Raw genomic sequence first — 24,566 nt, 5'->3', positions numbered from 1 at the left:
ACGATAGCCTGGCCGCCGGTTTCGCTGCCGCACCCATCGAGAAAGTGCGTGGCCCAATATTGACGTTTGCGTAAACGTCAATATTCTGGGGTGACGTTTCAGAGGCGACAGGATAGCCTGACCGGGCTGATCGGCCTCGCCGCCAAGACCGTCCGGAGGAAAGCATGCCGACCTACACGGCGCCCGTGCGTGATACCCTGTTCGTGCTCAATGAGGTTCTCGGCTACGAGCGCTATTCCAATCTCGCCGGCTTCGCCGATTCCTCCGCAGATGTCCTCGAGGCGATCCTGACCGAAGGCGCGAGGCTGACCGAAAATGTCATCCAGCCGACCAACCGCGCCGGCGACATCGAAGGTTGCGTCCGCCACGACGACGGTTCGGTAACGACGCCGAAGGTGTTCCGGGCGGCTTTCGACGAATATCTGCAGGGCGGCTGGATGGGCCTCGCAGCGCCCGAGGAATTCGGCGGGCAGGGCTTGCCCTACACGGTCCACACGGCCGTTTCCGAATACATGATCTCCGGCAACATGGCCCTGTTGATGTATGCCGGCCTGACCCAGGGCGCGATCGCCGCGCTGATCGCGCACGGCACCGAAGAGCAGAAGGCGACCTGGCTTCCGAAGCTGGTCGAGGGCGGCTGGACCGGCACCATGAACCTGACCGAGCCGCATTGCGGCACCGACCTCGGCCTGTTGCGCACGAGGGCAGTGCCGGCGGGCGACGGGAGCTACCGGATTTCCGGCCAGAAGATCTTCATTTCGGCCGGCGAACACGACATGGCCGACAACATCGTGCACCTTGTCCTTGCCCGCATCGAGGGCGCGCCGAAGGGCACCAAGGGCATTTCGCTGTTCATCGTGCCGAAATTCCTGCCCGACGCGTCAGGGAGCCCCGGACAGCGTAACGGCGTCTCCTGCGGCTCGATCGAGGAGAAGATGGGCATCCACGGCAACGCCACCTGCGTCATGAACTACGACGCGGCGACCGGCTGGCTGCTCGGCGAGGCCAATGGCGGCCTGAAGGCGATGTTCACGATGATGAACGAGGCGCGCCTCGGCGTCGGCCTGCAGGGACTGGCGGTCGGCGAGGCCGCCTATCAGGCCGCCGCCGTCTATGCCCGGGAGCGGCTGCAGGGCCGCGCGCTGACCGGCCCGAAGGAGCCTGACCGGCCGGCCGATCCGATCATCGTTCACCCCGACGTCCGCCGTATCCTGATGACGATGAGATCCGTCAACGAGTCGGGCCGCGCGCTGGCGCTGTGGACGGCGCTGAAGTCGGACATCGCCCATCGCTCCGCCGACGAAAAGGAGCGCCAGGATGCCGACGATGCGCTCGGCCTGATGACGCCCATCGTCAAGGGCGTTCTCACCGACAAGGGGTTCGAGCATGCGGTGATGGCGCAGCAGGTGTTCGGCGGCCATGGCTACATCGAAGAACATGGTATGAGCCAGTTCGTGCGCGATGCCCGCATCGCCATGATCTACGAGGGCGCCAACGGCATCCAGGCGCTCGACCTCGTTGGCCGCAAGCTGCCCATGCACGGCGGCCGCGCCATCCAGGCGTTCTTCAAGGAAGTCGGCGATTTCTGCGAGGAGAACCGCGCGGATGCCGACATGGCGCCGTTCACCAAGGCCCTCAAGAAGGGTCTGAACGACCTCCAGGCGGCGACCATGTGGCTGATGCAGAATGCCATGCAGAAGCCCGACAATGCGGGCGCGGCGTCGACCGATTACATGCATCTCTTCGGGCTCGTCGCGCTGGGCTACATGTGGGGCCTGATGGTCAAGGCCTCGCAGGCAAGACTCGCTGTCGGCGCGGGCGACGCGGCCTCGTTTTACGAAAACAAGATCGTCACCGGCCGCTATTTCATGGAGCGAGTGATGCCCGAGACGGCGGCGCATCTCGCCCGCCTCTCGGCGGGCGCCGACGCCATGATGGCGCTGCCGGCGGAGGCGTTCTGAAGCCATGACCGCTCCCGCTGACATCCTGGGCCTGCCGGCGCCCGCTTGGAGGAGCGAGGATGTCGCCATGCTCTACGACATGGCGCACCGCTTCATGACCGAGGAGATCGCGCCCCGCTACGACGAGTTCGAGAAGCAGGAGATGGTCGATCGCGCGAGCTGGGAGAAGGCGGGCGCAGCCGGCCTGCTCTGCGCCTCGATGCCGGAAGAGTATGGCGGCGCCGGCGGAAGCTTCGCCCATGAGAGTGCGATCATCGAGGCCATCGCCCATGTCGGCGTCGATGGTTTCGGCATCGGCCTCCACAACGCGATCGTCGCGCCCTACATCCTCCACTACGGCTCGGAGGAGCAGAAGAGGCAGTGGCTGCCGAAGCTCGCGACAGGCGAACTGATCGGCGCGATCGCGATGACGGAGCCCGGCGCCGGATCGGACCTGCAGGGCATCAGGACGCGCGCCGAGAAATCCGGAAACGGCTACCGCATCAACGGACAGAAGACCTTCATCACCAACGGCCAACTGGCCAACCTCGTCATCGTGGTCGCCAGGACCGATCCCGACAAGGGCGCCAAGGGCATTTCGCTGATGGTGGTCGAGACCGACGTCGTCGACGGCTTTGAGCGCGGCCGCAACCTCGACAAGATCGGCCTGAAGGCGAACGACACCTCGGAACTGTTCTTCAACGATGTCGACGTTCCGGCCTCCGCGCTGCTCGGCGCCGAGGAAGGCCAGGGCTTCGTCCAGCTGATGCAGCAATTGCCGCAGGAACGGCTGATGATCGGCACGACGGCGATCGCCATGGCCGAGCGGGCGCTGGCGCTCACCATCGAATACGTCAAGGAGCGCAAGGCGTTTGGCCAGCGCGTCATCGACTTCCAGAACACCCAGTTCAGGCTCGCCGAGCTGAAGACCGAGGCGACGATCGGCCGGGTGTTCTACAACGACTGTGCCGCCCGCCATATCGGTGGGGGGCTCGATCCGGCGACCGCCTCGATGGCGAAATACTGGCTGTCGGAACTGCAGGGAAAAGTCGTCGACGAGTGTCTTCAACTCTTCGGCGGCTATGGCTACATGAATGAGTATCCGATCGCGCGCATGTTCCGCGACGCGCGCGTGCAGCGCATCTACGGCGGCACCAACGAGATCATGAAGCTGCTGATCGCGCGCGGCCTCTGACGCGCAGCGACAGAATTCAAGGAGCAGGAAGATGGCCGAAGCCTATGTCTATGACGCCGTGCGCACGCCGCGCGGGCGCGGCAAGAAGGACGGGTCGCTGCACGAGGTGCCGGCCGTCCGCCTCGGTGCGAAGGTTCTGGAAGCGTTGCGAGACCGAAACGGACTCGACACCTCCACCGTCGACGACATCATCTTCGGCTGCGTCGATCCGGTCGGCGAGGCGGGCGCCGTGATCCCGCGCTCGGCCGCCTTCGAGGCGGGCTACGATACCAAGGCGCCGGGCATGCAGATATCGCGTTTCTGCGCGTCGGGCCTCGACGCCATCAACTTCGGCGCGGCCAAGATCGTGCAGGGCGCCGACGACATCGTGATCGCCGGCGGCGTGGAATCGATGAGCCGGGTCGGCATGGGCATGTCGGGCGGCGCCTGGTACATGGACCCCTCCGTCGGCCTGCCCGGCTGGTTCGTGCCGCAGGGCATTTCGGCCGATCTGATCGCCACCAAATACGGCTTTTCCCGCGATGACGTCGACGCCTATGCGGTCGAGAGCCAGAAGCGCGCCGGCAAGGCCTGGGACGAGGGCCGCTTCAGGAATTCCGTCATTCCGATCAAGGACCAGAACGGGCTGACCATCCTCGACCGCGACGAGCATATGCGCCCCTCCACCGACATGCAGGCGCTCGCCTCGCTCAACCCGTCCTTCGTCATGCCCGGCGAGATGGGCGGCTTCGACGCCGTCGCCGTGCAGAAGCATCCGGAAGTCGAGGAGGTGAACCACGTCCACCACGCCGGCAATTCCTCGGGCATCGTCGACGGCGCGGCCGGCGTCCTGCTCGGCTCCAGGAAGGCTGGAAAGACGCTCGGTCTGAAGCCGCGTGCGAGAATCCGCGCCTTCGCCAACATCGGCTCCGAGCCGGTCCTGATGCTGACCGGCCCGGTCGACGTGACCGAGAAGCTGCTGAAGCGCGCCAAGATGAAGCTGTCGGACATCGACCTGTTCGAGCTCAACGAGGCTTTCGCCTCGGTCGTGCTGCGCTACATGCAGGCCTTCGACATTCCGCACGACAGGATCAACGTGAACGGCGGCGCCATCGCCATGGGTCATCCGCTCGGCGCAACCGGCGCGATGATCTTCGGCACCGTGCTCGACGAACTGGAGCGTCGCGACCTCAACACGGCGCTGGTGACGCTCTGCATCGGCGCCGGCATGGGCACCGCGACCATCATCGAGCGGGTGTAGGGGAAGGTTATGTACATCCCCCAGCAGTTCCGCGAGGCGCGCCGCGACGTGCTGGTTTCGGCGATGCGTGACATCCAGCTTGCGGCGATCGTCACGCCGGGACCGGACGGGCTGCGCGCCACGCATGCTCCGGTCGTCGTGCGCGAGGAACGCGACCGGCTGGTGCTCGAATTCCATGTCGCCCGCGGCAATCCGCACTGGCAGCTTGCCGGAGCGCAGTCGATAGTGATTTTCCAGGGGCCGCAGGCCTACATTCACCCGGGCTGGTACGCCAGCAAGGCCGAGCATGGTCGCGTCGTTCCGACCTGGACCTATGTGATGGTGCACGCGCACGGCCGCCTGGAAACGATCGAGGCGCCGGAGGAACTGCTGGCTCATCTGGTGGCGTTGACCGACCGGAACGAGGCTGGACGCACCGTGCCCTGGGCGGTCTCGGACGCCCCGGAGAAGTATATCGATGGCATGACAAGGGCGATCGTCGGCCTGCGCGTGACGGTCGAGCGGCTGGAAGGCAGCTGGAAGCTGAACCAGCACAAGTCGGAAGGGGACCGCCGGGGCGTGCAATCCGGGCTTGCCGACCAGGCCGACGAGAACTCGCAGTCGATCTCGACGCTGATGCGCGACCTTGAACAGGTACGAGCCGCAGCAGCCGACAAGCAGAAGGTGAACCCGACATGACCTACAAGAACTTCACCGTCGAGACCGACGCGGACGGCATCGCGCTCGTCACCTGGGACATGCCGGACAAGTCCATGAACGTCTTCACCGAGGAGGTGATGGACGAGTTCGAGACGATCATCGACCGGGTGGCCGCGGACGCCTCCATCAAGGGGGCGGTGTTCACCTCGGGCAAGGACAGCTTTTCCGGCGGCGCCGACCTCGGCATGCTGCAGAAGATGCTGGGCGTCTTCCACGCCGAGAAGGCGAAGGACCCGGAACGGGCCATGGCGCTGCTGTTCGAGGGCGCCGGCCGCATGGGCTGGCTCTGGCGCAAGCTCGAAACCTCCGGCAAGCCCTGGGTGTCGGCAATCAACGGCACCTGCATGGGCGGCGCCTTCGAGCTGTCGCTTGCCTGCCATGGACGCGTCGCGGCCGATATCGACAAGGTGAAGATGGCGCTGCCCGAGGTGAAGGTGGGCATTTTCCCGGGCGCCGGCGGCACCCAGCGCGTGCCGCGGCTGACCGACCAGCAGCAGGCGCTGCAGATGCTGACTTCGGGCCAGACGCTGTCGCCGCAGAAGGCGAAGGCGATGGGCCTGATTCATGCGGTGGCCGAGCCGGCCAAGCTGATCGACGCGGCCAAGGCGATGATCCTCGGCGGCCTCAAGCCGGTGCAGCCGTGGGACGAGAAGGGCTTCAAGCTGCCGGGCGGCCCGATCTATTCCGCCGCCGGCGCGAACCTCTGGCCGGCAGCGATCGCCATCCTGCGGCGCGAGACCTACGGCAACTATCCCGCCGCCGCGGCGATCCTGAAATGCGTCTATGAAGGGCTGCTCGTGCCTTTCGACACGGCGCTGAGGATCGAGCAGCGCTACTTCACCGAAATCCTGCAGACGAAGGAGGCGGCGGCGATGATCCGCTCGCTCTTCGTGTCGCTGCAGGAGCTCAACAAGGGCGCGCGCCGCCCCGCCGGCGTTGCCGAGACGAAGTTCACCAAGATCGGGGTCGTCGGCGCGGGCTTCATGGGCGCCGGCATCGCCTACGTGACGGCCAGGGCTGGCATTCCCGTCGTTCTCATAGACCGTGACATGGAAGCGGCCGAGAAGGGCAAGGCGCATTCGGAAGGACTGATTTCCGATGCCGTGAAGAAGGGGCGCGCCAAGCCCGAGGAGAAGGAGAAGCTTCTCTCGCTGATCACGCCGTCTGCCGACTATGCCGACCTCGACGGCGCCGACCTCGTCATTGAGGCGGTGTTCGAGGATTCGGAGGTAAAGAAAGCGACGACCGGAAAGGCCGAGGCCGTCCTCAAGCCGGGCGCCGTATTCGCGTCGAACACCTCGACGATCCCGATCACGTCGCTGGCGAAGAATTCGGCGCGGCCGAAGGACTTCATAGGCATCCATTTCTTCTCGCCGGTCGATCGCATGATGCTTGTCGAGATCATTCTCGGCAAGAAGACCGGCGACAAGGCGCTCGCGGTCGCCATCGACTACGTCCGCGCCATCAGGAAGACGCCCGTCGTGGTCAACGACACGCGCGGATTCTACGTGAACCGCTGCGTGCTGCGCTACATGTCGCAGGCCTACAAGATGCTGATCGAGGGCGTGCCGGCTGCGATGATCGAAAACGGCGCGCGCGCCGCAGGCATGCCGGTCGGCCCGCTGGCGCTGACCGACGAGACCGCCGTCGACCTTGCCCAGAAGATCATGCGGCAGACCGCGCGGGACCTCGGAGAAAAAGCCGTCGACCCCGCGCAGATGGCGCTCATCGACACGCTGGTCGACAAGTTCGATCGGCGCGGCCGCAAGAACGGCAAGGGCTTCTACGACTATCCGGCCAAGCCGGCGAAGAAGAAGCTGTGGCCAGGCCTGAAGGATCTCTACCCGCAGAAGCGGGCGGAGGATGTCGACTATGAGGAGCTGAAGCGGCGCTTCCTGGTGGTCATAGCGCTCGAGGCGGCGCGCGTCATGGAGGAGGGCATCGTCACCGACCCGCGCGAGGCGGATGTCGGTTCGATCCTCGCCTTCGGCTTCGCGCCCTTCACCGGCGGAGTGCTCTCCTACATCGACGGCATCGGCGCCGCCGCGTTCGTCTCGATTGCGAAGGGGTTGCAGAAGAAGTACGGACCCGATTTCAAGCCGCCAAAGCTGCTGCTCGACATGGCGGCCAAGGGCGAGACCTTCTACCAGCGCTTCGACCCCTACACGAAGGACGGCGAGCGCAAGGCGGCCTAGTTTCCCTCCTTTCATGGGAGGGCAACCCGGAGAACTTCAAATGTATGTCTGGTTGCGGTTTGCCCGGATGGCGGCGACGACGGGCGCGCGCGGCCCCTACCGGCCGGGCGGCGAGAGCGTGCTTTCGTTCCGCTGCCTGCCCACCGACATCGACTTCAATCTCCACCTGAACAATGCCCGCTACCTGATGCTGGCCGACCTCGGCCGCATCGACATCTTTTTCCGCTCCGGCCTGTTCGCGCTGATGCGCCGCCGCAACTGGGCGCCGATGCTCGGCGGCGTGCAGACCGCGTTCGTGCGCGAGGTCAGGCTGTGGCAGCGCTTTTCCGTCGCGTCGTCGATCGAAACCTGGGACGGCACGCAGGTGATCGGTCGGCACAGGTTCATGCACGAAGACGGCGCGGTGGCGGCGACCGTCCTGACCACGGCCGGCGTCTACGACCGGAAGGCGAAACGCTTCGTGCCGATGGACGAGGTTGTCGCGGAGCTCGGCCATGGAGGCCGCGTGCCCCGTCCGCCGAACGATGCGGAACAGGCCTTCCTGGCGTCGCATTCCGGGTTGCGTGCCCTGTCGAAGCGCGGCTGAAGCGGCCGGGCGCAGGGCGTAGGCGCCGTTCGTTTGGTCTGGACAGGCATCGGCCGCAGGCCTACAAGGAAAAGGCATTTTTTCCTGTCTGAAGGAGACGAGCCATGCTGTCGCATGAGCGCGTCTGGGCCGCCATAGACGCTCTGGCCGCACGCTATTCACTGTCGGCTTCCGGCCTGGCCAAGCGCGCCGGCCTCGATTCGACCGCCTTCAACAAGTCGAAGCGCCGGTCGGCCGACGGACGCCCGCGCTGGCCGTCGACCGAGTCGCTGGCCAAGATCATCGAGGCGACAAATTCTTCCCTGGAGGAGTTCTTCGCACTGGTCGAAGACCGGCCACGGGCAGCCGGCCGCCCCTTGCCGGTACAGGCGCCCACCGTGCCGCTGATCGGCTTTGCCCAGGCCGGCGCCGGCGGGTTCTTCGATGACGCCGGCTTTCCGGCCGGGCAGGGATGGGACCTGATCGAACTGCCGGCGCCGGCGGGCGAGGGGTCTTATGCGCTGCAGGTGCAGGGCGATTCCATGCTGCCGCTCTACCGGCACGGCGACATGCTCGTCGTGCAGCCGAGCGCGGCCGTCCGCAGGGGCGACCGCGTCGTCGTGAAGACCACCTCCGGCGAGGTCATGGCGAAGGTGCTGGAAAAGCGCACGGCGGCCGTGATCGAACTCGTATCGCTCAATCCGGAGCATCCGCACCGCAAGCTTGCCGCCGGCGAGGTGGAGTGGCTGGCGCGCATCGTCTGGGCAAGCCAGTAGGCGCAGAACCGGTGCGCGCCATCATCCCTCCGGCAGTCGCGCTGGGACTTGCCGCGGCCCTCGTTCTTGCCGGTGGCCGCATGGTGGCGGGTCCGCCGGACGTGGATCCGGTCGTCCTGGACCAGCCGACTGTCGAAGATCTCGTCGCACTTGGCGAACCGGTCGGGGTCACCCCGACCGAACCCGGGCGTGTCGCCGACATTGCGGCCGCCGACCGAGGCGTACCTCCCGACGACCTGCCTGAGCCGCCATCGGCCGGCAAGGAAAGCGTGGCTTCCCAGGCTCCGTCGAACCCTGCCGTGCCGCCCGGCGACGACGCACCCGCCGCCGAACCAGCCAAGCCGACGGCGGCGTCGCGCCTTGTCGCGCCCGCCATCGTCGCGCCGCCCGATCTCTCGGCGGACGACCTGCAGCGCGACGCGCCCCGCGAGCCGCTGAGCCAGCTCAGCCTCGCTCTGCCGCCGAAGCCCGAAATCAGGAACGAGTGGGCCGGCACGTCCTTCTTCCGGCCGCTCGCCATCGAGTCCGCCGTCTTCGAATCCGGGGGACGGACCATCGCCATTTCGGGCGTGAAGAGCGTGCCGGTCGACGAGAGGTGCAACCATGACGGCGCGTCCTGGCCTTGCGGCATGAGGGCGCGCACCGCCTTCCGCCTCTGGCTGCGCGGACGTGCGCTGGTCTGCCAGTTGCCCGACGAGGAGCATGAGGTGACGCGCGCCCGTTGCCGGCTCGCAAAGCAGGATGCAGGCGCGTGGCTCGTGTCGAACGGCTGGGCCTTCGCCGCGCCCGGCGGTCCCTATGTGCAGGCCGAGGAAAAGGCGCGCGCCGCCGAGATGGGCATTTTCGGCGCGCCGCCCGATGCGTCCTCGATCTCCAGCGTGCCCGATGCTCCGGTCAGCGCCCCGCTGGACGACCTGCAGATCATGACCGAAGGCGGCGCGGAACCCCAGCCATCGGATCCGCGCCTGGCGTTTCCGCCGCCTCCGCCTGCTCCGTAGGCTGCGACCAGACCGTCAGGCAGCCAGTTTCCCGGCCAGCGCCTTGTCGATCAGCGCGCGGGTCTCGGCGATGCCGTAGAGGTGGGCGAAGGAGCCGAAGCGCGGGCCGCGCTCCTGGCCGAGCAGCACCTGGTAGATCATCTGGAAGAACGCGACGGAGACGCCGGGCCCACCCTCCGGGCTCTTCTTGGCGTGGTCCTGGTAGCGCTCGATCCGACGCGCGACGTTGAGCGCGGCATTCTGGATCGCCTCGCCGTCGGCCTCCGCAGGCAACGCGCCAAGCGCTGCTTCGAGCGCGGCGAGCGCCTCGCGCTCGACGGCGTCGGGCGCGCGATAGACCTTGGCCGGCTTCACGAAGTCGTCGAAATAGCGGATCGCATAGTCGGCCAGCCGGTCGAGCTCGGGATGCGTCTCTGGCGTCACGCCCGGCGCATGGCGCGAGATGAAGCCCCACAGCACACCCCTGTCATGCGCGTTGGACGCGCTGACGAGGTTCAGCAGCAGCGCGAAGCTGACCGGCAGGTCGATTGCCGGCGGATTGCCGTCGTGCATGTGCCAGACCGGATTTCCGAGCCGTTCCTTCCACTCCTGCCGCGGATAGGCGGACAGGAAGGAATAGTATTCGTCCACCGCCTTCGGAATGACATCGAAATAGAGCTTCTTCGCCTGCCGCGGGCGCTGGTACATGTAGAGGCCGAGGCTCTCGGTCGGCGCATAGGTCAGCCACTCGTCGATGGTCAGCCCGTTGCCCTTCGACTTCGAGATCTTCTGGCCGACCTCGTCGAGGAAAAGCTCGTAGACGAAATGCTCCGGCGGCCTGCCGCCGAGGATGCCACAGATCTTGTCGTAGATCGCGGCGTTGGTCTGGTGGTCCTTGCCGAACATCTCGAAGTCGACGTTGAGCGCAGCCCAGCGCATGCCGAAATCGGGCTTCCACTGGAGCTTGACGTTGCCCCCGGTGACGGCGAGCGTGGTCTCCGTGCCGTCCTCGTCGTCGAAGGTGATCGTNATCTCGAAGTCGACGTTGAGCGCAGCCCAGCGCATGCCGAAATCGGGCTTCCACTGGAGCTTGACGTTGCCCCCGGTGACGGCGAGCGTGGTCTCCGTGCCGTCCTCGTCGTCGAAGGTGATCGTGCCGGCCCCGGCGTCGACCTTCTTCATCGGCACGTAGAGCACGCGGCCGCTCTTCGGCGAAATCGGCAGGAACGGACTGTAGGTCGCCTGACGCTCCGGCCCGAGTGTGGGCAGCATCATTTTCATGATCGCGTCGTACTTCTCGGCGGTCTTGATCAGCATCGCATCGAAGCGGCCGGACTTGTAGTAGTCGGTCGCGCTGGCGAATTCGTAGTCGAAGCCGAACGTGTCGAGGAAGCGCCGGAGCATCGCGTTGTTGTGGTGGCCGAAGCTCTCGTAGTCGCCGCCGAACGGGTTGGGCACGACGGTGAGCGGCATGTGCAGGTAGGGCTTCAGCGCTTCCGGGTCCGGCACGTTGTCCGGGATCTTGCGCATGCCGTCCATGTCGTCGGAGAAGCAGAGCAGCTTGGTCTTGACCTTGTCTCCGGTCAGCACCCGGAAGGCGTGGCGCACCATGGTCGTGCGCGCCACCTCGCCGAAGGTGCCGATATGCGGCAGGCCCGACGGGCCGTAGCCGGTTTCGAACAGCACGGTCTCCGGAAAATCGCGGCCCTTGTAGCGCTCGATGATCTTCTTCGCTTCCTCGAACGGCCACGCCTTGCTCTCGGCCGCTGCCGCGAGCATTTCCGGATTGAGGTCGATGCTGGCAGGAGACGCCATGATGTTGACTTCCGATACTGTCCTGATTGTCGCCGGCTGCCCGGGCTTTCGTCGGCAATGCTCTATGGAACCCGCGCGGCGGCGTCAACGATTCCGGGCTTTTTCGTTGCCAAGCGCGCGGATGCTTCCTAGCTAGGGGGCATGGCAAGGGAGAACCGCATGAAGAAGCCCAGCGCGCACGAGGCGTTGATTTACCTGATGGTCGTCACGTCGGCGTCTGACCGGGACATGACCGACATCGAACTGGCGCGCATCGGCGACGTCGTGCGCACATGGCCGATCTTCGAGGGCTTTGACCCGGCCAAGCTGGTCAAGGTCGCGCAGGATTGCCAGAAGCTCCTGCACGAGGACGGCGGCATGCAGGCGGTGATCGGGATCGCCCGCCAGGTCGTGCCGCTGCATCTCCACGAGACGGCCTACGCGGCCGCCTTCGAGGTCGCCGCGGTCGACCTCGAAATGCGCATGGAAGAACTACGCGTGCTCCAGCTGCTCCGGCAGGAGCTGGCGGTCGATCCGCTCACCGTCGCGGCCATCGAGCGCGCCAACAAGGCGCGCCATCGCAGCCTGACCTGAGCCGACCTAGTAGAAGCTGACCGGGAAATAGCGCAGGTAGAGCTCGGCGAAGCGCCCCTTCAGCGCGATCTGCTGCAGCGCGTAGTCGAAGGCGGCGGCAAGCGTCGGGTCGCCGGCATTCGTGGCGATGGCAAGCCCGAGCCCCAGATATTCCGGCGCCAGGTAAGGCCCGCCGGCGAAGCGGCAGCACCCGCTCGCATCCGAGCCGGCGAGCCAGAAGGCGAAACGCATGCCATCGCCGAACGCGCCGGCGATCTTTCCGGCCTTCAGGTCGCCATACATCCACTCCTGGCGCGAATAGGTCACGACCTTCACGCCCGGGAAGTAGTCGCGCAGCATGGTCTCGTGGCCGGATCCTGCGATCACGCCGATCCGCTCGCCTTCGATCTTGCGGAAGATCGGCTCCGAGGTTGCGCGTGTCTTCTGCATCATGAAGCGGGCGGGAAACTGCAGGTAGGGGCGCGAGAACGCGAACTGGGCGCGCGACTCGGCGGTGATGGCGACACCGGCGATGATCGCCTCGCCACGGCCGCGCGCCAGCGCGTCCTCGATCTGCTCCCACGGCATCGCCTGGATCTGGCACTTGTCGGCGATCCCGAGTTCGGCGCAGATCGCCCGCACCAGGTCGACATGGAAGCCCGAGAGGCGACCGTCGCGATCAAGGTAGTTGAAAGGCGGAAAGTCGGTCGTGGTGAGGAACCTGACCCTCGTCACGCCGCTGAGGTCCGGTTTGGGAAGACGCTCCTTGACGTCCCAGAACACCGGCGCGACGGGCTCGGCGGCTGTCGGGATGGCGGCGCTCGCGAACAGGGCGGCGCAGATTGCGATGGCGAGACGGTTCATGCTGTTCCGGCCGTGCCGGCGACGCGCCGGCGGTTGACGGGTGATCGAAGTCGCCGTTGGGATTTACTCCGGCGCGCCGACCTGGAAAAGGCCTTATTGTCGAGCAAACATTCGCTCGAGCAAAGCCGGCAATCGGTCGTGCGCCCAATCCGAGCCGATTTTCTACCGGTAAACTGTCGAATGTGCTATTTTGCAATCCAAGGTTAATGGTAGGGTGCGGTTCGGGCGGCTACGTTAGGCGCATTCTTGCGGCAACATGGGTGGATGTTGCGATGGGACATTTTGATCGCACGCTTGCATATATAGGCGAGTTGCAGCAGGCGCAGACGGCCGGTGCCGTGTGCGAGAAGCTCCTCGACGTCACGTCGGCCTTCGGCCTGACCGCGCTGATGGCGGGAACGGTCCCGAAACCGGGAACGCCTACCGGCCGGCAGAAGGACCATGTGCTGCTCTGCGACTGGCCGGTCGAATGGCTCGAGCGCTACGTCGCGCGCAACTACATCGACCACGATCCGGTCGTCACCCGCATGAAGCAGTTGCAGGCGCCGTTCCAGTGGCGCGACGCGACCGAAGAAATCAGGATTGACCGCAGCAGCGAAGCCGTCATGGGCGACGCCGGCGAGTTCAAGCTCAAGGACGGCCTCGCCTTCCCGCTGGTGACGCTCGACGGCCAGATCGTCATGGTGTCGCTGGGCGGCGAGCAGATCGAGATGTCGGGCGTCGAGTTCGGGATGGTTTCGCTGGTCGCCACCTACGCGATCGGTCGCGCCATGCAGTTGCAGAGCGTGCAGGAGCCGACCGTCGAACATGTCGAACTGACGCCGCGCGAGCGCGAATGCCTGCAGTGGGCCGCAGTCGGCAAGTCGGAATGGGAGATCTCCCAGATTCTCGGAATATCCGAGCACACATCTGAAAAGCACCTGCTCAACGCCAAGTTCAAGCTTGGCGCGGTCAACCGTGTGCAGGCCGTCGCTGAGGCAATCCGTCGCGGTTATATTTAGATGCGGCCGAATCGTATCAGATCATTACATTCCTAAAGGTTGATGTAAGCATCCATAAGGGTAGCGGTCCCTAGTCTGCCTTGAGAAATCAAGGAGACTTTCGTGCTTTACGCGCTTACCACCGAAGAACTGATGCAGCGGCCGGACCTCTGGGAGGCGGTTCACCGGCTGCGCCACCGTATCTTCGTCGAGGAGATGGGGTGGGGAGACCTTCATCGCGACGATGGCCTCGAGATCGACCAGTTCGATCACGAGGAGGCGGTCCACCACGTCGTCATCCGCGATGGCGAGGTCGCCGGCTATCAGCGCATGCTGCCGACAACGCGTCCGCACCTGCTGACCGAAGTGCTGAGCGACCTCTATGAGGGCGAACCGCCCAGCGGCCACAACGTGTGGGAACTCACCCGCTACGCCGTGGCGCCGGCGTATCGCGACGGACGCCGCAACGTTTCCACCGTCGGAACCGAGCTGATCGCGGGCTTCGTCGAATGGGGCCTGCCGCGCGACGTAAATCAGGTGATCATCGAGTTCGAGCCGATGTGGGTTCTGCGCGCGCTGCAGTTGCACTTCCTCGCGCGGCCGCTGGGCTACCAGCGGACCTATGGCCGCCAGCAGGTCGTGGCGACGCTGCTGACCTTCAACGAGCACACGCTGGAGGTGGTGCGCAGCCGCCGCGCCCACCACGCCCCCGTGCTGGCGCGCGGCTATCCCGACATGCTCGACCAGCGACAGGCATCGTGACGATGACGACCGACCTTCCCGTCGATGGCGCCGCGGCGGGCATGCGTCCGCAGGCGGAGCTCAAGGGTCATATCCTGACGATCACCGTCGCCGCCGACGACGGGCGGCCGCTGCTCGACCGGAAGGCATACGAGCGGCTCGCCGCGACGCTTCGCGAGGCCGCCGGCGACGACGAGGTTCGCGTCGTCGTCCTGCGCGGGCTTGCCGGCTGCTTCTGCCTCGGCGGCGACCTCTCGGAGTTCCTCGACGCGACCAAGCACGCCGGACTGATCGAGGCGGTCACAGGCATGTTCCGCACGCTCGCGACCTATCCGAAGCCGATCCTCGCCTGCGTCGACGGCGACGCGGTCGGTGTTGGCTGCACCATGCTTTTCCATTGCGACATGGTGGTTGCGTCCGGCCAGAGCACCTTCCGCGTGCCGTTCGTGGATCTTGGCCTGGTTCCGGATGCCGCCACCAGCATCCTGGCGCCGGAACGGATGGGTTATGCCGCCGCGTTCCGCTTCTTCTGCCTCGGCGACACCCTCGGCGCCGAAGAGGCGATGACCCTTGGGGTGGTCGCCGAAATCGCCGTGGGCGACGTTGAGGAGCGGACCTTCGCGCGTGCGCGGCAATTGGCCAAGAAGCCGATCGAGGCCCTGCGGCAAACCCGCCATCTCCTGCGCGGCGACGGCGACGACCTGTGTGATCGCATCGACGAGGAGATCACGCTCTTCCACAGGGCTTTGCAGGACGAAACGACGCTTCGCAGGCTTGCGAGGATCGCCCGTCTCGCCGCCTGAGCGGAATACCTTTCAGCAAGAATATAGATGTCGCCGGCGCAAACATATCTTCTCGTTTGACTTGCCTTTGTTTTAGGTTAGGCTGAAATGCCGCAACAAATAGGCGGTAGGGGACGTGCGATAAGCTGATCGGGGATCGGCATGAAGCGCAATGTTGTTCGGTGATCTGCCACATCTGAACGATGCGGCAGTCCCTCGGGATATGTCGTTCGAAGGGGCCGCCCTTGCGGAGCATGGTCGCGGAGACGGCTACGAATTCGCCGTCCACCTGTTTCCGCAGCTACTGGAGTGGATGCCGGTCATTCGCCGCCTCCGCCTGCCGGCCGGAGATGCCGCCTGTGTGGCTGCGCTCGCGTCTCGCAACGGCACGGATTTCCAGACCGAGTTGCTTGTGTCCGGTCTCGTCACGGAAGCCGACTTCGTCCGCGCGCTCGCAGAGGAACTGCAGGTCGGACATTTGCTCGCGGTCGATCCGGACCGGCTCATCGTCTCCGATGAACTCGCCACCGCCTGCCTGCGGCGACGATCGTGGCACGTGCCCTTCAAGCTCGCCGGAAAGGATGGCGCTGCCAGCTATCTGATCGTGCCTGACGGCGTCGGCCTTTCAAGGCTCGGTCGGCTGATCGCGGACCGCCCTCGACTGCGCGACAGGCTGAAGCTCGTCGCGCCGGGGGCCATGCGCGCGGCGCTTCTCCTGCGCGTCCGGGAAGCACTGACCCGGCACGCGATCTCCAGCCTTTTCGACCGCTATCCGGAACAGTCGGCCCGCATCGTCGCGAACGCTTGGCAGGGCCTGGTCGTCGGCGCGTTCCTGGCGACGTTGCCCGTCGCCTTCTGGCTGGCGCCGGGCGACACGTGGTTTGCCCTGCATCTCGTCTTTTCGGTGATCTTCCTGACGTGTGTCGCGCTGCGCTTCGCGGCGCTCACCGCCGTTCGCGGCAAGCATCGGCAGCTTGTGCCGGAAGCGCGAGGCAGGATGCCCGTCTACTCGGTCCTGGTCGCACTCCACCGCGAAGCCGACGTGGTGTCGGAACTCGTCGCCGCCCTTCAGCGGATCGACTGGCCGAAAAGCAGGCTGGAGATCAAGCTTGTCTGCGAGATGGATGACCGGGCGACCCTGGGCGCTCTTCGCGCCATTTCGCTTCCGCCGAACATGGAAGTGGTCGAGGTGCCTGTCGCCGGACCGCGCACCAAGCCGAAGGCGCTCGCCTACGCGTTGCCGCTCACCAGGGGCGAGTTCGTCGCGCTCTACGACGCCGAGGATCATCCGGATCCTCGTCAACTGCTTCATGTCTGGGCAAAGTTCAATGAATCGCCGCCGGAAGTCGCCTGCCTCCAGGCCCCGCTTGAGATCGCCAATCGCGGCGCGGGCATTCTCGCCAGGATGTTCGCCTTCGAATACGCTGGTTTGTTTCGCGCGATGTTGCCGTGGCTCTCGGCCAGGCGGCTCGTGCTTCCATTGGGCGGCACGTCGAACCATTTCAGGCGATCGGCGCTGGACGAGGTCGGCGGCTGGGATCCGTTCAACGTCACGGAGGACGCCGATCTCGGCATGCGGCTCGCCCGTTTCGGCTATCGCACGGAAACGATCGACTGTCCGACCTGGGAGCAGGCGCCCGAGACGATCGCCACCTGGCTGCCGCAGCGAACCCGTTGGTTGAAGGGCTGGATGCAGACCTGGCTGGTCCACATGCGTCAACCCGTGCGTCTCCTGCGCCAGTTGGGCCCCGGTTCCTTCCTTGTCGGACAGATACTCTTTGGCGGCATGGTGCTGTCGGCGCTCGCCCACCCGTTCCTGCTGGGCACCGGCTTGATCCTGGCGATCGAGATCGCGCTTGACCGGCCGACAAGCCGCTGGAAATCGACGCTGCTCACCATCGACATCGTCAACGTCGCTTGCGGATACCTGTCCTTCCTGCTGCTCGGATGGCAGGTGCTGAAGGTTCGCGAAAAGCTCGGCTTCTGGAAGGTGGTACTGTTCACCCCGGTCTATTGGATGATGATGTCCATCGCTGCCTGGCGGGCGGTCTGGCAGCTGTGTCGTGAACCGTATCTCTGGGAAAAGACGCCGCACCGGCCGATGCGGCGGGCGCGCCCGCCTAGTCCTGCAGGCGCTTTGGTCCTTGCCCGATGATCTTGTTGTCCGCCTTGCCTATCACCCCGAGGTCGCGGCCGGTGTAGTCGAGCGACCGCAACACGTGCCCGATCACCTCGATGCGCGCCCGCCGCTTGTCGTTCGAACGCACGATCGTCCATGGCGCGTAGTCTGTGTGGGTTTCCTTGATCATCAGGTTGCGCGCCTTCGTGTAGTCGTCCCAGCGCGTGATGCCGGCGATGTCCATCGGCGAGAACTTCCAGTTCGTCAGCGGGCTGTGGCGCCGGTCGTGGAACCGCTTCAACTGCATTTCCTGGCCGAGGTTGAGCCAGAACTTGAAGAAATGGATGCCGTCCCCTTCGATCATCTTCTCGAAGCGCGGAACCTCCTTCAGGAACTCCTTGTGCTGCTCGGGCGTGCAAAATCCCATCACCGGTTCGACGCCGGCGCGGTTGTACCAGGAGCGGTCGAAGGTCACGAATTCGCCGGTAGTCGGGAAATGCGCCACGTAGCGCTGGAAATACCATTGCCCGCGCTCGGTTTCCGTCGGCTTGGGCAGCGCCACGTTGCGCGCGGTGCGCGGGTTCATGTAGTAGCGCATCGCGCCGATCGTCCCGCCCTTGCCCGCGGCGTCGCGTCCCTCGAACAGGATCAGCACGCGGCGGCCGGTGGCCTGCTGCCACGCCTGCAGCTTGACCAGTTCGATCTGCAGCGCCTCCAGCGACTTCTCGTAGTCCTCCCTCTTCAGTTTCTTGTCGTAGGGGTAGCCGTCGGACGTCAGCGCGAATTTTTCGACCCAGTCGGGCAGCACCGGGTCATTGATGTCGAACACCCGCTCGACGCCCGCCACCTTGATCTTCAGCGGTTCCGCCTTTGGTGGCGTGTTCTGGTTCGTCGCGTCCATCGCCGACACCCTTTCTTGTCATGAAAGGCATGCTATTGGGTGGCTTCGCGGTGGTCCATAGCGAAGTTCCGCCGCCGCCGAATGGAAGCCGATGGACGAGACCAGACGCAAAGAACAGACACGCCGCGCGGTGAGCCTGGTCGTCGGAAGACTGGCCGCGAACCGCTGGATGCTGGCTGCGGGCGTCGCCGCGCTTTGCGTGGTCGGCGCCGTTGCCGGGGCCCGGCCGGCGATCGTTGCCGGTGCCGTCCTGTTCCTCGCCGCCGCTGCGGCGCTGGCTCCGAAGCGCACCCGCGGGCAACTCCGGGCGGCCCGCGCGGCGGCCGATGGCGGCAGCCTGGATGCTCTGTCCGCGCAGAACCTTGCCGCCGCCGTCAGCGACCCGCTGATCGTGTTCGACGCCGCCGGAACCGCGGTCCATGTCAACGACGCGGCGCGCGGGGCCTTCGGCGCCATCGCCCCGGGTCTGTCGCTCCTGATGAAGTTCCGGGCGCCCGAGATCCAGTCGGCGATCGAGCGCGTGCGCAAGGGCGCCAGCGAGGCGGAGGTCGTCGACTATGTCGAGCGCGTGCCGATCGAGCGCGTCTACAGGGCGACGCTGACGGCGATCGGCCGGGGCACGGGTCTCTATGTGGTCATCTTCAAGGACCAGAGCGAAACGCGGCGCATCGACCGCATGCGGGCCGACTTCATCGCCAATGCCAGCCACGAACTGAGAACGCCGCTCGCCTCCATATCCGGATTTGTCGAGACGCTGCGCGGTCCGGCAAGGAACGACGCGGCCGCGCGTGATCACTTCCTGCAGATCATGCAGAACCAGACGGCCCGCATGGCGCGGCTGATCGACGACCTATTGTCGCTGTCGCGTCTTGAAATGAAGCCCTACCTGCCGCCGGGCGCCTTGGTCGACGTGCGCCAGATCGTGGTCAGCGTGATCGACTCGCTGTCCCCCCTCGCGCGGGATTCCGGCGTCGTCATAGAGCAGGATCTTGGTGAAGGGCCGGCGGAGGCGAGGGGCGATCGCGACGAGCTTTTCCAGGTCTTCGAGAACCTGCTCGAGAACGCCTGCAAATACGGGCAGTCCGGCGGTCGCGTCGTCGTCTCGATCGAGAGGAAAGGCGGACCGGAACCGGAAGTCGCGGTCACCATCCGGGACTTTGGCCCGGGCATTCCGGAGGAGCATATCCCCCGCGTCACCGAGCGCTTCTACCGCGTCGATGTCGATACAAGCCGCAAGGGGACGGGGCTCGGCCTTGCGATCGTGAAGCACATCCTGACGCGCCATAACGCGCGCCTGACCATCAAGTCCACCATCGGCGAAGGAGCCGCCTTCACCGTCCACCTCCCGGTGGCCTGACGCCTGCGATCAGTAGGTGGTGCGCCCGCCCGAGAGGTCGAACACGGAAGCCGTGGTGAAGCTGTTATCCCGGCTGACCAGCCAAGCGATCATCGAGGCCGCCTCGTCCACTTCCAGGAAGCGGCCGCGCGGAATGCGCACCAGCATGTAGTCGATGAACTCCTTGGTCAGAGTATCGAGGATCCGCGTGTTGGCGGTTGCCGGCGTCACGGCGTTGACCGCGATATCGTACTTGGCGAGTTCCTTGCCGAGCGACTTGGTAAGGCCGATCACGCCGGCCTTGGCGGCGGAATAGGCGGAAAGGTTCGGGTTGCCTTCCTTGCCGGCGACGGACGAGATGTTGACGATGCGGCCATAATTCCTCGCCTTCATCGACGGAATGACGACCTTGTTCACGTAGAAGGTGCCGTTGAGGTTGATCTCGACGACGCGACGCCATTCGTCCGGGTCGTAGTCCTCCAGCGTCGCGTTGTTGCCGGCGACGCCTGCCGAATTGACCAGGATTGACACCGGCCCCGCTTCCGCCTCGGTTTCGGCATGCACGCGGCGCAAACCCTCGAGGTCGGTAATGTCGACCTGCTTCGCCGAGGCGCCTTCGCCGAGCGCCGCGGTCGCCTTCGCCAGCGCGTCGGGATCGCGATCCCACAGGCTGACCCTTGCGCCCGATGCCAGCAGGCGCCGCGCGATCGCGAAGCCGATGCCCTGCGCTCCGCCCGTGACGACTGCCGTTTGCCCCTTGAGGTCGATGCTGTTCATGGTTCTTCCCCAGACGTTTGGTCAGTTTCGACTGACAACAAGTGGCTGGCTTCGTCAAGGGTTGCGATTGCGGGGAGGGAGGATGGTGTTCAGGCTCGACTCGAACGATGCTTTGCGCTGCTTGAAGAGGGCGGCCGCGAAAACATGCGATGCCTTGTCTGTCGCCTGTTTCTTTTTTCTGTCACGCGGTTAGCCTATCAGGACGATCAACGATCCCACATGCATGAGTCGCGCAGACTGCCATGAACACGCACATCGTCCGCTCCTATGACGAGGAGCTGAAATATCTCGGCAACCGCCTCGCCGCCATGGGCGGGCATGCGGAACGCATGGTCGACCAGTCGGTGCTGGCCCTGGTCAACGCCGATGCCGGTCTGGCACGCAAGGTGATCGCGGACGATGCCTTCCTCGATGACGCCCAGCGCGAGGTCGACGACAAGGCGATCGTGCTGATCGCCAAGCGCCAGCCCATGGCCGACGACCTGCGCGAGGTGATCGGCGCCATCCGCATCGCCGCCGATCTCGAGCGCGTCGGCGATCTCGGCAAGAACATCGCAAAGCGTGTCGTCGCCGTGACCGAGGGGCGCCAGCCACTCAGCCTTTTCCGCGGCCTGCAGGCGCTTGCCGAACTGGCGCTGACGCAGCTGAAGGACGTGCTCGACGTCTATGCCTCGCGCTCCGTAGCGAAGCTGGCGCTGATGCGCGACCGCGACGACCAGATCGACGCCATGTACACCTCGCTTTTCCGCGAGCTGTTGACCTACATGATGGAAGACACGCGCAACATCACGCCCTGCACGCATTTGCTGTTCTGCGCCAAGAACATCGAGCGTATCGGCGACCACGCCACCAACATCGCGGAGACGGTCTACTACGTGGTGACCGGCGAGCAGATGCCGATCGACCGGCCGAAGCAGGACAAGAGCCACAACGTGGTGTTCAAGGACGACGCCGGCTAGCCGCTCACGTCCGCTTTTTCTCAGACACGGCCAATTTCACGCCGGCTATCCGGCATTGCGGATGCAGCGTCCTGCCTTCAGCGCCGGCGGCGTTCGGCGGCCGGCTGGAAGGCGATGCGGGAGTGATAGGTGCAGTAGGGCCCGGTTTCGGCGCAATCGTTGCCGCAGAAGGAAAACTCCTCGGTCAGCGGGTCGCCGTTCGGCCATTTGCAGGTGCGTTCGGATAGCTGCACCAGCTGTAGCCGGCGCGAGATCGGCACGACGACGTCCTCCACCGGCCGCTGGTGATAGCGCGCGACCGGCTCTGCGTCGAACTGGGCCTGCAGCGCCGTGGCGCCGATGGTCGTCACCGAGCGGGTGACGGTCGCCGTCCGGGTGACGCTGCGCGTGGCGGTCGATCCCGAGACGGTCTTCTTCTGGCGGGCGGGCGACGCCGTGGCGCGGCCGCGGCTCGACAGCTTCAGGCGATGAACCTTGCCGATGACGGCGTTGCGGGTGACCGAGCCGAGCTGGGCTGCGATCTGGCTGGCGCTCAGCCCCTCCGACCACAGTTTACGAAGAAGTTCGACCCGTTCGTCCGTCCAGTTCATGGCTGTGCGCTCCAGGTGCTGTGCGGAATCCGGAATCCGACGTCGTCCCGAGGCTGTCGGGGTCGACACCACATATACGCTTCGGATTAGGGTAGCCGCACGAGATATAGGCTTTTATTGGCTGCAAATTACTCCATCGGCTGACTCGGTGACAAGAGTCCCCGGTGCAACACGATTCGGAATCTTCGGTTTTCCCCAACTTGCCGGAAGCATGTCCGAAGTCGTCCGCTGGACCTGCCGGCAATGGAGTGTGACACAGTTCAAATGCGACCTTTTCGTTGACTTCACGCCCGAAAACCACAATATGGCCCCGGTTGGCCGCCGCTTGGGCGGCTTTTTGATTTTTTGGCCGCTGCACGGGCCGAGCGGTCGCTTAGGCGGCGGCGCCCGGATGCGGATCCGGAGACGCATATAATGAGCGGTTCGGCGCTTTTCGATACCTATGCCCGGGCGCCCCTCGCCTTCGAGAGGGGCGAAGGCTGCTGGATGACTACCGACAGCGGCGAGCGATACCTCGACTTCGGCGCCGGCATCGCCGTCAACGCGCTTGGCCACGCCCACCCGCACCTTGTCGCCGCGCTGACCGAGCAGGCTGGCAAGCTCTGGCACGTGTCCAACCTCTACGAGGTGCCCGGACAGCGCCGTCTCGGCGAGCGTCTGGTGGCGTCGACCTTCGCCGACCGGGTGTTCTTCACCAACTCCGGCGCCGAGGCCATCGAAGGCGCGATCAAGACGGCCCGCCGCTATCACTTTGTGAACGGCCATCCCGAGCGTTTCGGCGTCATCACCTTCGAAGGCGCCTTCCATGGCCGGACCCTGGCGACCATCGCCGCGGGCGGCCAGCAGAAGTACCTCGAGGGCTTCGGCCCGAAGGCGGCCGGCTTCGACCAGGTCCCCTTCGACGACATCGACGCCGTCGAGAAGCTGATCGGTCCGGAGACCGCGGCCATCATGCTGGAACCGGTGCAGGGCGAGGGCGGCATCCGCGCCTTCCCGACGCAGTCGCTCAAGCGGTTGCGCGAACTGTGCGACAAGCATGGCCTTCTGCTCATCTTCGACGAGGTCCAGTGCGGCGTCGGCCGCACCGGCAAGCTGTTCGCCTATGAGTGGTCGGGCGTGACGCCCGACATCATGGCGGTCGCCAAGGGCATCGGCGGCGGTTTCCCGATGGCGGCCGTGCTGGCCACCGAAGAGGCCGCCAGCGCCATGACGCCGGGGGTCCACGGCACCACCTTCGGCGGCAATCCGCTTGCCATGGCCGTCGGCAATGCCGTCCTCGACGTTCTGCTCGCCGACGGTTTCCTCGACGACGTCGCGCGCAAGGCCCTGCTGATGAAGCAGGGGCTGGCCGCCATCGCCGACGAGTTCCCGGACGTCATCCAGGAAATCCGCGGAGCCGGCCTGATGCTCGGCGTCAAGTGCAAGGTGTCCAACGCGGCCTTCAACGCGGCTCTGCGGGAGCACAAGTTGCTGGCCGTTCCGGCCGGCGACAACGTGGTGCGCCTGCTGCCGGCGCTCACCATCACCGACGCCGACATCCGCGAAGGGCTCGACCGGATCCGCGCCGCCGCCGCGTCGATGTCGACGCAACACGCCGCTGCAAGCTGAGCCGGAGCCACGCATGTCCGGGATTCGTCATTTCACCGATCTGTCAGCGATCCCGGCGGCCGATCTGCGCGGCATGCTCGACGATGCGGCTGCCCGCAAGGCCAGGCTGAAGGCCGGCGAGCGTTCGAAACCGCTCGACGGCAAGGTGCTGGCGATGATCTTCGACAAGCCGTCGACCCGCACCCGCGTCTCCTTCGACGTCGGAATGCGCCAACTGGGCGGCGAGACGATCATGCTGACCGGCACGGAAATGCAGCTCGGCCGCTCGGAGACCATTGCCGACACCGCCAAGGTGCTGTCGCGCTATGTCGACGCGATCATGATCCGCACCACCGACCATGCGCGGCTCCTTGAGCTCACCGAGCATGCGACGGTTCCCGTCATCAACGGCCTGACCGACGACACGCATCCCTGCCAGATCATGGCCGACATCCTGACCTTCGAGGAGCATCGCGGTCCGGTCGCCGGCAGGACGATTGCCTGGACGGGCGACGGCAACAACGTGCTGCATTCCTGGCTGGAAGCGTCCGCCCGCTTCTCCTTCCGGATCAACGTCGCGACGCCGCAGGGTAGCGAACCCGGGGAAACCTATGTCCAGTGGGCGCGGGCCAACGGCGGCGCCGTCAGCCTGACGAACTCGGCCGAGGATGCCGTGCGCGACGCCGACTGCGTCGTCACCGATTGCTGGGTGTCGATGAACCAGGAGCATCGCGCCCGCGGCCACAACGTCTTCGGCCCCTACCAGGTGAATGGCGCGCTGATGGCGAGGGCCAAGCCTGACGCGCTGTTCATGCACTGCCTGCCGGCGCATCGCGGAGAAGAAGTCACCGACGAGGTGATCGACGGCCCGAACTCTGTCGTGTTCGACGAGGCGGAAAACCGCTTGCATGCCCAGAAGGCGGTGCTCGCCTGGTGTCTCGGCGCTTGAGCCCCGGCTTGAAGATGGACGCGGCGA

22 protein-coding genes are annotated in these 24,566 nt (G+C 65.6%); 17 read left to right on the top strand and 5 right to left on the bottom strand.

Translation table 11 applies throughout. From position 1 onward, the window contains the following. The first annotated feature begins 164 nt into the window (after nt 1-164). The 8 genes from ABUE31_RS22165 (at nt 165) to ABUE31_RS22130 (ending at nt 9,608) form a co-directional block, all read left to right on the top strand. Nucleotides 165-1,961, top strand: a complete 1,797-nt coding sequence (locus ABUE31_RS22165; protein WP_367725948.1) for an acyl-CoA dehydrogenase C-terminal domain-containing protein — start codon at nt 165-167, stop codon at nt 1,959-1,961. 4 nt (nt 1,962-1,965) lie between these two features. Then, on the top strand, nt 1,966-3,135 hold the full coding sequence (locus ABUE31_RS22160; protein WP_367725946.1) for an acyl-CoA dehydrogenase family protein: 1,170 nt from the start codon (nt 1,966-1,968) through the stop codon (nt 3,133-3,135). Between the two features lie 31 nt (nt 3,136-3,166). Further along, entirely contained in the window at nt 3,167-4,375 is a 1,209-nt protein-coding gene (locus ABUE31_RS22155; protein ID WP_367725945.1) for an acetyl-CoA C-acetyltransferase, read from the top strand. Between the two features lie 9 nt (nt 4,376-4,384). Further along, nucleotides 4,385-5,053, top strand: coding sequence for an FMN-binding negative transcriptional regulator (locus tag ABUE31_RS22150; RefSeq protein WP_367725944.1), 669 nt, complete (start codon nt 4,385-4,387; stop codon nt 5,051-5,053). Then, entirely contained in the window at nt 5,050-7,269 is a 2,220-nt protein-coding gene (locus ABUE31_RS22145; RefSeq protein WP_367725943.1) for an FAD-dependent oxidoreductase, read from the top strand. The genes ABUE31_RS22150 and ABUE31_RS22145 overlap by 4 nt, the downstream gene beginning before the upstream one ends. Before the next feature lie 40 nt (nt 7,270-7,309). After that, nucleotides 7,310-7,855, top strand: a complete 546-nt coding sequence (locus tag ABUE31_RS22140) for a thioesterase family protein (protein ID WP_367725942.1) — start codon at nt 7,310-7,312, stop codon at nt 7,853-7,855. 104 nt (nt 7,856-7,959) lie between these two features. Beyond that, nucleotides 7,960-8,610 carry a S24 family peptidase gene (locus ABUE31_RS22135; protein ID WP_367725941.1) on the top strand — a complete coding sequence of 217 codons (651 nt, stop codon included), beginning with the start codon at nt 7,960-7,962 and terminating at the stop codon, nt 8,608-8,610. Nucleotides 8,611-8,621: 11 nt separating this feature from the next. Beyond that, nucleotides 8,622-9,608, top strand: coding sequence for a thermonuclease family protein (locus ABUE31_RS22130; RefSeq protein WP_367725940.1), 987 nt, complete (start codon nt 8,622-8,624; stop codon nt 9,606-9,608). A 15-nt stretch (nt 9,609-9,623) separates the two neighbouring features. Here the strand turns inward: ABUE31_RS22130 and ABUE31_RS22125 are convergent, their stop codons facing one another. Continuing rightward, nucleotides 9,624-11,402, bottom strand: a complete 1,779-nt coding sequence (locus ABUE31_RS22125) for a lysine--tRNA ligase (protein ID WP_367725939.1) — start codon at nt 11,400-11,402, stop codon at nt 9,624-9,626. A gap of 159 nt (nt 11,403-11,561) precedes the next feature. Between ABUE31_RS22125 and ABUE31_RS22120 the strand changes: the two genes are divergently transcribed. Further along, the gene (locus ABUE31_RS22120; protein ID WP_367725938.1) at nt 11,562-11,975 is read left to right on the top strand and encodes a tellurite resistance TerB family protein; all 414 of its coding nucleotides are present in this window, start codon (nt 11,562-11,564) and stop codon (nt 11,973-11,975) included. Nucleotides 11,976-11,981: 6 nt separating this feature from the next. Here the strand turns inward: ABUE31_RS22120 and ABUE31_RS22115 are convergent, their stop codons facing one another. Continuing rightward, entirely contained in the window at nt 11,982-12,818 is an 837-nt protein-coding gene (locus tag ABUE31_RS22115) for a transporter substrate-binding domain-containing protein (protein WP_367725936.1), read from the bottom strand. Nucleotides 12,819-13,090: 272 nt separating this feature from the next. On the opposite strand from ABUE31_RS22115, the gene ABUE31_RS22110 reads away from it, so the two are divergent. From ABUE31_RS22110 to ABUE31_RS22095, 4 genes are all read left to right on the top strand, one after another. Next, complete coding sequence (locus ABUE31_RS22110; protein ID WP_367725934.1) at nt 13,091-13,819, top strand: helix-turn-helix transcriptional regulator; 729 nt, start codon at nt 13,091-13,093, stop codon at nt 13,817-13,819. A 102-nt stretch (nt 13,820-13,921) separates the two neighbouring features. Then, entirely contained in the window at nt 13,922-14,560 is a 639-nt protein-coding gene (locus ABUE31_RS22105) for an acyl-homoserine-lactone synthase (RefSeq protein WP_367725932.1), read from the top strand. Between the two features lie 41 nt (nt 14,561-14,601). Continuing rightward, nucleotides 14,602-15,342, top strand: coding sequence for an enoyl-CoA hydratase-related protein (locus ABUE31_RS22100; RefSeq protein WP_437344180.1), 741 nt, complete (start codon nt 14,602-14,604; stop codon nt 15,340-15,342). A gap of 340 nt (nt 15,343-15,682) precedes the next feature. Next, nucleotides 15,683-17,476 carry a glycosyltransferase family 2 protein gene (locus ABUE31_RS22095; protein ID WP_367725930.1) on the top strand — a complete coding sequence of 598 codons (1,794 nt, stop codon included), beginning with the start codon at nt 15,683-15,685 and terminating at the stop codon, nt 17,474-17,476. Here ABUE31_RS22095 and ppk2 read toward each other — a convergent pair. Continuing rightward, entirely contained in the window at nt 17,442-18,341 is a 900-nt protein-coding gene (gene ppk2, locus ABUE31_RS22090; protein WP_367725929.1) for a polyphosphate kinase 2, read from the bottom strand. The genes ABUE31_RS22095 and ppk2 overlap by 35 nt on opposite strands. A gap of 91 nt (nt 18,342-18,432) precedes the next feature. Here ppk2 and ABUE31_RS22085 point away from each other — a divergent pair, with 91 nt between their 5' ends. Continuing rightward, on the top strand, nt 18,433-19,698 hold the full coding sequence (locus tag ABUE31_RS22085) for an ATP-binding protein (protein ID WP_367725928.1): 1,266 nt from the start codon (nt 18,433-18,435) through the stop codon (nt 19,696-19,698). A gap of 9 nt (nt 19,699-19,707) precedes the next feature. On the opposite strand, the gene ABUE31_RS22080 is transcribed toward ABUE31_RS22085, so the two are convergent. Beyond that, a complete protein-coding gene (locus tag ABUE31_RS22080) occupies nt 19,708-20,454 on the bottom strand; it encodes an SDR family NAD(P)-dependent oxidoreductase (protein WP_367725927.1) in 747 nt (248 codons plus the stop codon). A 242-nt stretch (nt 20,455-20,696) separates the two neighbouring features. On the opposite strand from ABUE31_RS22080, the gene phoU reads away from it, so the two are divergent. Next, nucleotides 20,697-21,413: a phosphate signaling complex protein PhoU gene (gene phoU / locus ABUE31_RS22075; protein ID WP_367725926.1), complete on the top strand. Its 717-nt coding sequence runs from the start codon at nt 20,697-20,699 to the stop codon at nt 21,411-21,413. A gap of 77 nt (nt 21,414-21,490) precedes the next feature. On the opposite strand, the gene ABUE31_RS22070 is transcribed toward phoU, so the two are convergent. After that, complete coding sequence (locus tag ABUE31_RS22070; protein ID WP_367725925.1) at nt 21,491-22,003, bottom strand: GcrA family cell cycle regulator; 513 nt, start codon at nt 22,001-22,003, stop codon at nt 21,491-21,493. A 414-nt stretch (nt 22,004-22,417) separates the two neighbouring features. Between ABUE31_RS22070 and ABUE31_RS22065 the strand changes: the two genes are divergently transcribed. Beyond that, on the top strand, nt 22,418-23,611 hold the full coding sequence (locus tag ABUE31_RS22065; protein ID WP_367725924.1) for an aspartate aminotransferase family protein: 1,194 nt from the start codon (nt 22,418-22,420) through the stop codon (nt 23,609-23,611). Nucleotides 23,612-23,624: 13 nt separating this feature from the next. Further along, nucleotides 23,625-24,539, top strand: coding sequence for an ornithine carbamoyltransferase (gene argF, locus ABUE31_RS22060; RefSeq protein ID WP_367725923.1), 915 nt, complete (start codon nt 23,625-23,627; stop codon nt 24,537-24,539). The last annotated feature ends 27 nt before the right edge of the window (nt 24,540-24,566 follow it).

It is taken from the genome of Mesorhizobium marinum (genome assembly GCF_040813675.1).
Taxonomy (GTDB): domain Bacteria; phylum Pseudomonadota; class Alphaproteobacteria; order Rhizobiales; family Rhizobiaceae; genus Mesorhizobium_K; species Mesorhizobium_K marinum.
This window is presented reverse-complemented; position numbering and strand designations above follow the sequence as displayed.

Coding starts and splice junctions, on each gene's coding strand:
- ABUE31_RS22165 (WP_367725948.1), top strand. CDS start 165: ATGCCGACCTACACGGCGCCCGTGCGTGATACCCTGTTCGTGCTCAAT.
- ABUE31_RS22160 (WP_367725946.1), top strand. CDS start 1,966: ATGACCGCTCCCGCTGACATCCTGGGCCTGCCGGCGCCCGCTTGGAGG.
- ABUE31_RS22155 (WP_367725945.1), top strand. CDS start 3,167: ATGGCCGAAGCCTATGTCTATGACGCCGTGCGCACGCCGCGCGGGCGC.
- ABUE31_RS22150 (WP_367725944.1), top strand. CDS start 4,385: ATGTACATCCCCCAGCAGTTCCGCGAGGCGCGCCGCGACGTGCTGGTT.
- ABUE31_RS22145 (WP_367725943.1), top strand. CDS start 5,050: ATGACCTACAAGAACTTCACCGTCGAGACCGACGCGGACGGCATCGCG.
- ABUE31_RS22140 (WP_367725942.1), top strand. CDS start 7,310: ATGTATGTCTGGTTGCGGTTTGCCCGGATGGCGGCGACGACGGGCGCG.
- ABUE31_RS22135 (WP_367725941.1), top strand. CDS start 7,960: ATGCTGTCGCATGAGCGCGTCTGGGCCGCCATAGACGCTCTGGCCGCA.
- ABUE31_RS22120 (WP_367725938.1), top strand. CDS start 11,562: ATGAAGAAGCCCAGCGCGCACGAGGCGTTGATTTACCTGATGGTCGTC.
- ABUE31_RS22115 (WP_367725936.1), bottom strand. CDS start 12,818: ATGAACCGTCTCGCCATCGCAATCTGCGCCGCCCTGTTCGCGAGCGCC.
- ABUE31_RS22110 (WP_367725934.1), top strand. CDS start 13,091: ATGGGACATTTTGATCGCACGCTTGCATATATAGGCGAGTTGCAGCAG.
- ABUE31_RS22100 (WP_437344180.1), top strand. CDS start 14,602: ATGCGTCCGCAGGCGGAGCTCAAGGGTCATATCCTGACGATCACCGTC.
- ppk2 (WP_367725929.1), bottom strand. CDS start 18,341: ATGGACGCGACGAACCAGAACACGCCACCAAAGGCGGAACCGCTGAAG.
- ABUE31_RS22085 (WP_367725928.1), top strand. CDS start 18,433: ATGGACGAGACCAGACGCAAAGAACAGACACGCCGCGCGGTGAGCCTG.
- ABUE31_RS22080 (WP_367725927.1), bottom strand. CDS start 20,454: ATGAACAGCATCGACCTCAAGGGGCAAACGGCAGTCGTCACGGGCGGA.
- phoU (WP_367725926.1), top strand. CDS start 20,697: ATGAACACGCACATCGTCCGCTCCTATGACGAGGAGCTGAAATATCTC.
- ABUE31_RS22070 (WP_367725925.1), bottom strand. CDS start 22,003: ATGAACTGGACGGACGAACGGGTCGAACTTCTTCGTAAACTGTGGTCG.
- ABUE31_RS22065 (WP_367725924.1), top strand. CDS start 22,418: ATGAGCGGTTCGGCGCTTTTCGATACCTATGCCCGGGCGCCCCTCGCC.
- argF (WP_367725923.1), top strand. CDS start 23,625: ATGTCCGGGATTCGTCATTTCACCGATCTGTCAGCGATCCCGGCGGCC.